General features: G+C 55.7%; 9 protein-coding genes. 7 read left to right on the forward strand and 2 right to left on the reverse strand.

All coding sequences use genetic code 11. The features are described from left to right. Positions 1–226: 226 nt before the first annotated feature. The 7 genes from K9N21_23215 (at position 227) to K9N21_23245 (ending at position 8088) form a co-directional block, all read left to right on the forward strand. A complete protein-coding gene (locus K9N21_23215; GenBank protein ID MCF8146827.1) occupies positions 227–943 on the forward strand; it encodes a FadR family transcriptional regulator in 717 nt (238 codons plus the stop codon). A gap of 542 nt (positions 944–1485) precedes the next feature. Beyond that, the gene (locus K9N21_23220; protein ID MCF8146828.1) at positions 1486–3603 is read left to right on the forward strand and encodes a molybdopterin-dependent oxidoreductase; all 2118 of its coding nucleotides are present in this window, start codon (positions 1486–1488) and stop codon (positions 3601–3603) included. After that, a complete protein-coding gene (locus K9N21_23225) occupies positions 3603–4106 on the forward strand; it encodes a 4Fe-4S binding protein (protein MCF8146829.1) in 504 nt (167 codons plus the stop codon). Before K9N21_23220 ends, K9N21_23225 begins: the two co-directional genes overlap by 1 nt. A gap of 189 nt (positions 4107–4295) precedes the next feature. Further along, a complete protein-coding gene (locus tag K9N21_23230) occupies positions 4296–6464 on the forward strand; it encodes an FAD-dependent oxidoreductase (GenBank protein MCF8146830.1) in 2169 nt (722 codons plus the stop codon). A gap of 22 nt (positions 6465–6486) precedes the next feature. Then, positions 6487–6699, forward strand: a complete 213-nt coding sequence (locus K9N21_23235) for a hypothetical protein (GenBank protein ID MCF8146831.1) — start codon at positions 6487–6489, stop codon at positions 6697–6699. A gap of 154 nt (positions 6700–6853) precedes the next feature. Continuing rightward, positions 6854–7303 carry a CBS domain-containing protein gene (locus tag K9N21_23240; protein MCF8146832.1) on the forward strand — a complete coding sequence of 150 codons (450 nt, stop codon included), beginning with the start codon at positions 6854–6856 and terminating at the stop codon, positions 7301–7303. A gap of 23 nt (positions 7304–7326) precedes the next feature. Beyond that, positions 7327–8088 carry a (2Fe-2S)-binding protein gene (locus K9N21_23245; protein ID MCF8146833.1) on the forward strand — a complete coding sequence of 254 codons (762 nt, stop codon included), beginning with the start codon at positions 7327–7329 and terminating at the stop codon, positions 8086–8088. Between the two features lie 133 nt (positions 8089–8221). On the opposite strand, the gene K9N21_23250 is transcribed toward K9N21_23245, so the two are convergent. Together K9N21_23250 and K9N21_23255 are read right to left on the reverse strand one after the other, a co-directional pair. Next, positions 8222–9097: an SDR family oxidoreductase gene (locus K9N21_23250; GenBank protein ID MCF8146834.1), complete on the reverse strand. Its 876-nt coding sequence runs from the start codon at positions 9095–9097 to the stop codon at positions 8222–8224. Positions 9098–9361: 264 nt separating this feature from the next. Continuing rightward, positions 9362–9985, reverse strand: a 624-nt coding sequence (locus K9N21_23255) for a hypothetical protein (GenBank protein ID MCF8146835.1), incomplete at its 5' end; no start/stop codon positions are given.

Raw genomic sequence — 9985 nt, forward strand, 5'->3', positions numbered from 1 at the left:
CTAATTATAATAATTAGTAATTATTATATATTGAACATAAGATGGCACGCCGTTGACCGATGTAAGGAACGTGGAAATCATCCATGAAATTGGATGTGAAAATAGCTCTTGCAGAGAAGAAATGTATCTGGTATAACCACACAAAACAGTGTTGTGTCAACCAGGGAACCCTGTCGGCAAACCATTTACTTGTTGCTTGCCTGCATAGGCGCATACAAAGGATCTGATGTTCAAGAGAATTTCCGCCAGAAAGATCTCGGATGAAATCATCGAGCAGTTCAAGGAGATGCTGAGCAAGGGCGAGCTGAAACCCGGAGACGAACTCCCCTCGGAGCGGGATCTGGCCGAGATGATCGGGGTCAGCCGTCCCCCGTTGAGAGAGGCCCTCAACGCCCTTCAAACCATGGGGTTTATTGACATCCGGCCGAGAAGCAAGATCGTTGTCCGATCCGTTGCCGAGAAATTTCTCGCAGATCCTGTGAGCATTCTCATTGCACAGGACATGGAGAAGATCTTTGAGCTCCTGGAGATCCGGCGGGCCATGGAAAGCTGGGTCGCTTACAACGCCGCGAAACGGGCCTCACAACAGGACATTGAAAAAATAGCAAAAATCATAGAGAAGGATCAGAAAAACCTGAACCTCAAAAAAGATGATGCCAGGACAGATGCGGATTTTCATGTATCCATTGCCCAGGCCACAGGAAACACCATCTTTTCACATCTCATGGCCTCCTGCTATCATATCCTCTGGAATACCCAGATCGTCTCCCGGGAGACCCTCTTCAAGAAAGAGGCGAATCGCGAACTGATTGCCGCACAGCACCTCAATATTTTTAAATCCATTCAAGAGGGAGACGCCGAACGGGCGTCCAGAGAGGCCAGGCGACACATCGATTTTGTGGCAGAAGAACTGAGACGCCTGCTTGAACGGGAAAAGGAATAACCTGTCGGCACAACTGCAACATCGCCGGCAAAGTCCTCAAGAGGATCATGCGGGAGGAGTATTCAGGCCGATAAGAGGGGGTCATCATCCGCCCATGAGGGCCGGACGGATCGCCCTCATGAATTCTTGGCCGAAATGCCATATTCTGCAGAACACCTGAACCCGCCGGGTTGTACCTTGGTATTCAGACTGCACAGGACTTCTGCAGCAATTCCCATTATGGAGCGGACCTAGCAGTCACAATGCCATGTGAGCGTCATCCTGCCGCGCATTTTCGCGGCCGGGAAGCCGCTCCCGCAAGGCTATGGCCCCAAAATGAAAATTGCCTGCACTGCTGTGCGAGACTTGACACCCGCGTCGAATAGTGATAAGCATTTTCACCCGCAAAATTTCTTTTGAATCCTATTATTTCATTCAGCCATTCGACCAAGGGATGCATTTTCAGATCTGCTTTCTCTCTGCGATACGCAATAGTGCCGGACGTATGGAGAGCGCCGATCTGAGAAGAGAAAAAGCGGAGTTTCGGACTGAGGAGAACATGCATGGAATCTGAAGTGTACAGCCTGTGTTTTATGTGTTCGGTGCGTTGTCCCATAAAGGTGATCACAAAGGATGACCAGGTGAAGTGGATTGAAGGGAATCCCCATGTGGCAGGGATGGAGGGGAGCCTCTGCCCCCGGGGGGCGGCCGGGATCGCCTTTTTGTATGACCATGAGAGGGTTCAGTCGCCCATGATCAGGACCGGCCCCCGTGGATCCGGACAGTGGAAAAAGGCCACGTGGGAGGAGGCCCTCGACAGGGTGGGAGGACAGCTTAAAAAGATCATTGATGAACATGGGGGGCACAGCGTGGCCCTGGGGGAGCGGACCCAGCTTGCCACCCATGTGAGCAAGACCTTCCTCAAGGCCATCGGATCACCCAACCATTTCACCCATGATGCCCTCTGCAAGGGTTCGGTCAATACGGCGGCGCGTTCCCTTTTCGGGTATACCGATGCCCAGATGGGCATAGACTACAAGAACACCCGGCACATCGTCCTTTACGGCCGCAATATTTTCGAGGCCATTGAGGTGAAGGGCGTGAGGGCCTTGACCGAGGCCCTGGAAAAGGGCGCAAAACTGACCTGTATCGATCCGAGGGTGAGCATCACCGCCACCAAGGCGGATCGGTACTGGATGATCCGGCCGGGGACCGACCTTGCCCTCAACTATGCGCTGATTCATCTGATCCTTAGAGACAGGTTGTATGATGCCGCATATGTGAATCGTTGGGTCTCGGGGCTGGCCCAGCTTCAGGACTTTGTCCAGCCGTATACGCCCCAGTGGGCGCAACAGGAGACGGGCATAGCCGCCTCGGAGATCGAATCGCTGGCCAGGGAACTGGCCGAGGACAAACCCGCGGTGATCTTTCATTACGGATACCGGGGCGCCAATCACGCCAATGAAATATATCAACGCAGGTCCATCCTGATTCTGAATGCCCTCATGGGGAGTATCGAGGCAAAGGGCGGCATCTTCTTCAAAAAAGGACCTGGGGAAGTGGGCGGGAAACCGGCGCGCAAACTCACGGAACAGACGTTTCCGGAGATCACGAAGCCGCGGTTTGACAAGGTGGGGACACCTGATTTTCCCCTCCCTGATCCGAATCACGGTGTCGCACAGATGCTGCCCAGGGCCATCCTTGAGGAGGATCCCTATCCACTCAAGGCGCTCATCAATTACCGCTTTGATCCGATCATGTCCATACCGGACAGCACCCTGACCAAGAAGGCGCTGGACAAGCTGGACCTTATCGTGACCATTGACGTTAATTACAGTGATATCGCCTGGTACTCCGACGTCATCCTTCCTGAATCCACCTACCTGGAGCGCACGGATTCTATTCAACAGGCAAACGGACTCAAGCCGCAGATGTTTCTGAGACAGCAGTGCGTTACCCCGCGTTATGACACCCGGCCCGGGGCCATTATTCTTAAACAGATCGCTGAACGGTTGGGGACGGGCGCGTATTTCCCATACACGACCATGGAGGACCTGGTCAGGTGGCAACTGGAAGGCACCGGATTCTATCCGGAAGATTTTCGGTCCAAGGGATTCGTCGCCTACACGGACAAACAGATTTTCTGGGACAGGGAAGACTCCCTCAAATTCAAGACGCCTTCCGGCAAGATCGAACTGGTCTCATCTCTCCTGGAAGACGCAGGGTTTCCTTCCTTCCCCGAATATGAATCGATGCCCTCGCCGCCGAAGGGCCAATTCAGATTAATCACTGGGCGTTGCGCCCTGCATACGCACGTTTCCACACAGAACAACCCCTACTTGAATGAGATTGCCCCTGAGAACACACTCTGGATGAATTCCAAAGAAGCGGCTCGGCTCGGAATAAAAGAGGGGGACATGGTGACCATATCGTCCAGCCGAGGCTCGGGAGAGATGCGTGCATTGGTGACGGACCTGATTCATCCTGAGGCGGTCTTCATGCTGCACGGCTACGGGCACCAATCCCAAGCGGCAACGAGATCTTTTAACAAAGGGGTGAGCGACGCGGTGCTAATGGAAAATATTTCAGATATGATCGGCGGGAGTCCGGCCCTGCATGACACCTTTGTGACCGTGACGAAGCTCGAAGGAACAGCGACAGGCACAATGGGAGGAAGATGATGAGCAAGTACTATCTGTCACAGGATACCAAAAAGTGCATCGGGTGCCACAGTTGCGAGGTGGCGTGCAAGAGCAATAAGGACTTGCCGGTCGGTCCGAAGCTGTGTGAGATCATCACCGTCGGTCCGGTTTTTATCGGAGGGCTTCCAAAGGCAGGGTATACCTTCATGCCCTGTTTTCACTGTGAGGACCCCTGGTGCGTGGCCGCGTGTCCCACCGGCGCCATGCGGAAGAGGGACAAAGACGGTATCGTATTTGTCGACCCGGCCCTCTGTGTCGGATGCAAGACCTGCATGTCGGCCTGCCCATGGGGAGCACCCCAGTGGAATCCTGAAACCGGGAAGGCGGTCAAATGCGATTTCTGTATGGATCGTCTTGACAAGGGCCTGGAACCTGCCTGCGTCACGGTGTGCACCACCAAGTGTCTTCAGTTCGCACCGGCCGAAAAGGCCCCCAAGATCAAACGGGAACGCTATGCAAAGGCCATGACCTCCCTGGAGTAGCCCGGGACTGTCCTGTTGTAATCTATTTACACCGGGACCTCTCATTGAGTTGCGGCCATGCCGCCTTAGAGTCTTTGTCTGTAACTTCTCTGCAACGCGATAAGTTTGCCCGTGGGCGTCCAGAACGCTTCCGGGACTTGGGTGAAACCTTTTGGTTGCGGCTGTTAGGCCGCCTTGGGATGAAATTATATGTCAGACAGAATATGCCCTGTTGCCGACACCGTAAAGCGGCTGTCAGATGCCGTTGTCGGAGGGCAACTGAAGAATGCCAGGGGCAAGCAGCTGGCTGAAGATATATTGGCGTTAATGCAGGACATCTCTTCCGGAAGGGGGGGGCCTGAGCACCTCCCCGCCATGGAGTCCCTCGCCCAACGCCTTGTCACGGAAATCCCCGATAAGGCCTGCCAGGAAACCGGGAAATGGCTTCAATCCGTGTTTACAAAACAGAGGGAGGTCTTTCTGAGCCACCTCGAAACCCGGACATGTCCGGACGCGGATTGTGTCAGATTGGCTCCTGCGCCCTGCCAGATGTCCTGTCCCGCCGGCATCGATGTCCCCAGCTATGTAACCCTGATAGGAGAAGGCCGTGACGAAGAAGCCATTGAACTGATCCGGAAGGACAATCCTTTCCCCTGGGTATGCGGACTTGTATGCACCAACCCTTGCGAATTCATGTGTGTGAGAGGGCGGATCGACACGCCGGTTTCAATCAAGTACCTCAAAGGGTTCGCTGCAGAAAAGGCCATGTCGGATCGCCTCTATCGGAACCCCGAAAAATCCGCCGACAACGGCCGGAAGGTGGGGATTGTGGGCGCCGGGCCGGCCGGATTGACGGCCGCTTACTACCTTGCCCTCAAAGGATACCGGGTGACCGTCATTGACGCGCTCCCGATGGCCGGCGGGATGATGATGGTGGGAATTCCAAGATACCGCCTTCCCAGAGAGGTCATCGATCAGGAAGTATCCATGCTCGAGGATCTGGGCGTTGAATTCCGTTTCAACACCCGTTTGGGTAAGGACGTGACCTTTGACCGGCTCAGGGAGGAGGGGTTCGAGGCCTTTCTCATCGCCGTGGGGGCCCACGCCTCTTTGACGGTCGGCATTCCCGGAGAAGACCGGTATCCTCAGGTTGTTGATGCCATCGCCTTTCTGCGACGGGTGGCCCTGGGCGACCGGCATATGCCCGGTAAGCGGGTGGCGATTATCGGCGGGGGGAACGTGGCCATGGATGCTGCGCGGACCTGTGTCCGGCTTGGGTGCCACGAGGTATCGGTGATCTACCGGAGGACACGGTCGGAAATGCCCGCCAATGAGGAGGAGGTTCAACAGGCCGAGGAAGAGGGAGTTCGGTTTTCCTTTCTGACCATTCCGGTGGAGATCCTGGGTGATGATGACACACTTTCTTCTCTGAAATGCATGAGAACCGAACTGGGCCCTCCGGACGAAAGCGGTCGGCGCCGACCGGTCCCTGTGGAGGGGAGTGACTATTTGCTTCATGTGGATGCGGTTATACCGGCCATCGGGCAGACCGTGGATCCTTCCGGGCTGATGGATCTTGGAACCCTGAAATGGTCCCGGCGAAACACGGTGGGCGTCGACATCGCCAGCATGGAGACCTCCGTAGAGGGTGTCTTTGCGGCAGGAGACGCTGTTTCAGGCCCTGCCACCGTGGTGGAGGCCATCGCCGGAGGGAAGCGGGCCGCCGCCGCCATCGATCGATATCTTTGCGGCATCCCTCAGCCCAAAATGCCCCCGGTGCCTGTACGCCGGCGTCGCATGGCGTTCACTCAAATCCCTGCCTCCACCAAGATGAGCCTCCAGCGGCCGGACATGCCCATGCTCAATGACGAGAGAAGACGGGTGACCTTTCAGCAGGTGGAGCTGGGGTATCCGGAAAACGCCGTCCGGGAAGAGGCCCGGCGCTGTTTAAGGTGCGACATCTGCATCCGATGCGGCCGCTGCGTGGAGATATGTCGCGACAAGATGGGGGTGGACGCCCTGCAGATGGGATACCTGGATTTCGATCACCCGGATCCTACGGATTTCAGAATTACCGCTGAAAGGTGTATCTTGTGCGGCGCGTGTGCAGCCAACTGCCCCACCGGGGCCATGCAGATGGAGGATTTGGGCGACGAAAGGGTCCTGAGCCTGTGCGGTACGGTCCTCAACCGCCTCAAGGTGGAAACCTGTGAGGCGTGCGGCGAGGTCATCGGTCCGGCCAGGTATCATGATTTCATCCGAAAACGGATCAAAGGGATCAATCAACATTTGACCGAAAGGGTCCTCTGCCTGGAATGCGCCAGGAAATCCGGGGTTGAAAACCAGACGGAAACAGGACCGCCCAAGGTACTGGTCTAGCGGAAAGATGAGCGAGGGAGTTATGGCGTTTCGGAAAGGTCAGAAGGTCGAGGTGTACAGAAGCTCCGAGGATGAGAGCTGGCAGGGATATATGGATCGGTATGTGGGCTTGCACGGCGTGGTGACCGATCCCGACACGGTCAAGAACGATCCTGATGCCCTCATTGAGGTCACCCTTGACAAGGAAGGGACCCATCGTTTTCCTCAGGATTGCCTCCGCATCCTGACGGACTGACGTTCAGGCATCCTTCATGACTTCATGGCGTACCCGGTACACTAAAACCTGTTTTCACGAACAGGAGGGGATGCAAACTGAAGTTATCTTCCGGCCCTGATGGAGGATACCCGGTTGCCTCGAAAAACTTTTCCCTCATTGGAGAAAGGGATTCATGTCGATTCAGGATGTGATTGATCAAGAGGGCGGCCCTGCCGTCGTCATAGAGAGCCACCTCTCGGTGGAAGACGCCATCAATCTGATGACGGAAAAAGACCTCTCTGCGGTGATCGTCATTGAAGGCAACCGCCCGGTCGGCATCTTTACGGAAAGGGATGTCCTGCTCAGCTATGCCAGGTCCGGGAAGCGGCCTTTCAAAGAGATCGAAATGAGGAGCGCCATGACCAATAAATTGATTGTGGCAAGGCCCGAAGACGACATAGACGCCACCCTGTCGCTCATGATTCAGACAGGTATCCGGCATATACCGGTGATCGACGGGGGGGAGATTGTTTCGCTGATCAGTATCTGTGATCTTGCCCACCATCAGGTGGGAACCCTCTCCACCGAACTCCACTACCTGGAGGAGTATGTGAACGATCTCCACGAGGCAGGTCGCGATTAGGGCCCAAACAGAGGACAGGATAAATGCCCAGAATGATCATAAATGGGAATGAGATCGAGGCCGAAGAAGGGGTTTCCGTCCTGCAGGTGGCCCGTTCAAAGGGGATCAGGATCCCCACATTGTGTTATCATGAGGCCCTGAAGCCGATCGGCGCCTGTAAACTGTGCGGTGTGGAAGTCCGCGGACGCACCGGAAAACAGAGGATTCTCCTCTCCTGTATCCTGAAGGTCAAGGAAGGGCTGGACGTGACCACCGAAAGCGATCTGGTGACAAAGGCGCGACAGTCCGCTTTTCGCAATCTCCTGGCCATGGCCCCCCAGTCTCAGGTCATTCGACATCTGGCGGATGAATATGGCGTGGATCCCGGCCCCGTGGCTGACGGCTGCGTCAGATGCCGGCTCTGCATCCGTGTGTGCAAAGAAATTGTGGGAGCCGGGGCACTCAAAATGGAAACGCGGGATGGCATGAGCTTTGTGGTGCCCGAAAAGGGCCGCTGTATCGGATGCGGCACCTGTGCCAACATCTGCCCGACAGGGGCCATCCAGATAAAAGATATGGGCAACACCCGGACCATTTCCATCCGCGATGAGATCATCGGGGTCCACGTTCTTGAACGGTGTCATGCCTGCGGCAGATATTTTGCCTCCCAGAAATTCCTCAAGCATGTGGAACTGCAGACCACCCGGCATACGGCGGTGAAAGATCACCCCCTCTATTGCCCCACCTGCACCAAACTTTTCTCCAATAGAATCAAGTCATCCTCGAGACTCAAGCGAATGGGGTAGCATTCGACTCACTACTGTCGGATAGTCCCGTATCCATGTCCATGTCGTGCGTGGGCGCGTACGCCCATGACGTCCTGCACCGGTCTTGTTCACGTTTCCCATATTGCCGCCATCTTCGACAGGCCGGGTGCCCTTATGCTTCAGGGTTCCGCTTGACGGCCTTCTTTTCCGCATAGGTCAGGACCATGCCGCCGTCAAAGAGGAGATCGCCGCCCACCAGGTACCGCCCGAACCGGGAAAACCCGAATAAAAACAGATTGGCCACCTCAATGGGCGTCATCATCTCTTTGATGCGCGAATCCCCCATCATGACGTCCCGCACCACCTCTTCCGGCGTGATGCCCCGCTGTTTGGCCTGGGCCGGGATCTGGTTCAGGGCCAGGGCCGTCTTGATGAATCCGGTGCTCACGGTAAAGGAACGGATCTTGCCATCCCCTTCCGCGGATATGGACTGGCTCAGGCCCCTCAGCCCGAATTTCATGATATTGTAGGCGGCCTTGTTCAGGGTGCAGATGTGCCCGTGAATAGAGGCCATATTGCCGATGCCCCCCGTCCCGTCGCTGCTCCCTCTCATATGAGGGATGGTTAGCTTGGAAAGATAAAAGGGCGCCCGAAGCATCAGCCGATGCATGAAGTCGTATTTTTCCATCGGGAAGTTATCGATGGAATCGATGTGCTGGACCCCGGCGATATTCACCAGGTATTTGATAGTCCCCACCTTGGCCGCCTCGGCCACGGCACGCTTGATCTCCTCATCCTTGGTGAGATCGGCCTTGACAAAGACCATCTTCCCTCCCATGTCATGGACCATCTGGACGGTCTTTAACGCCTCCTCTTCGTTGACGTCCAGGCCGACGGCGGTGAGGCCATTGGCCGCGGCCGCCACGGCAGTGGCCCTGCCGATCCCCATGGCAGCCCCGGTAACGATGCAGACATTATCCGGATTGAAGTTGTCATCCTGAAGGATCAGGATCTCCTGAGGCGTTATTTTGGGTTCCGTGATATCCATGTTTTTCCTCTCTGTTAAGGGGTTAACGGCAATTCCATACCTCTCGGCGCTGAATCCATTTTTTACTGCTGCACATTTCCCGTGTCAACAGAAAAGCCGGTTTCCTGAGGTACATGTGCCGGACGCAGGCCCTTGGCCGCTACTGAATCCGTAAACAGCAGTGCCTGCCTTTCAGCTTTCAGCTTTGAGCTTCAAGTTTTCGCTACCAAAGGACGACCTGCGCATTTGACCGGATTGGGCACAGGGCCTGGGAAGAGGAAGTCGCTATGTTGCCTCCCATTCAACCATATCACGGATGTCATCCCAGCTCCCGACGCATAAGAACGGATGGGCCTGGCGGTTCCAGGGCTGATCAAAGACAATCGGCGTCACCGGGCTTTGCTGCATGAGATAGCAGGTCTCCAAACGGTCCTCTACAAAATACCGGATCCCATGCTTCAAGAGCACCGGGAGCTTGTTTTCGTGGGTCCCTGTGGCCTCCAGGCGGATAGGATTCCCGTCGTGGATCCGCAATGTCTGTTGGATCCACTCCATGATGGCCTCCCGGTTGGTCCTTGCCGTTACCAGGCAGAGCGGCCCGAAACGGGAAAGTCGCCTCAGCACGTCCGATGCACCCCGGATCGGGCCGATCCCTATGCCTATCGGGTCTTCCAGTATCCTTTCAATGATGGCATCACTCGTTTCTTGATCCATATCAATCACCTTTGTGAAGTCATACTCGGTGATGGCCTCATATTCGATATCCAGACCATACGATTCACGGGCCTCTCTCACAAAGGCCCTGAAGGTGTCGGCGATGACCCCGTCAATATCAAAGGCCAGCTCGGCCGGCCGTATCTTGCGCACGTCTGTTCTCATGTGATTTATCCCGTTATCCATGGTGATGAA

Source organism: Deltaproteobacteria bacterium (genome assembly GCA_021737785.1).
Classification (GTDB): domain Bacteria; phylum Desulfobacterota; class DSM-4660; order Desulfatiglandales; family Desulfatiglandaceae; genus AUK324.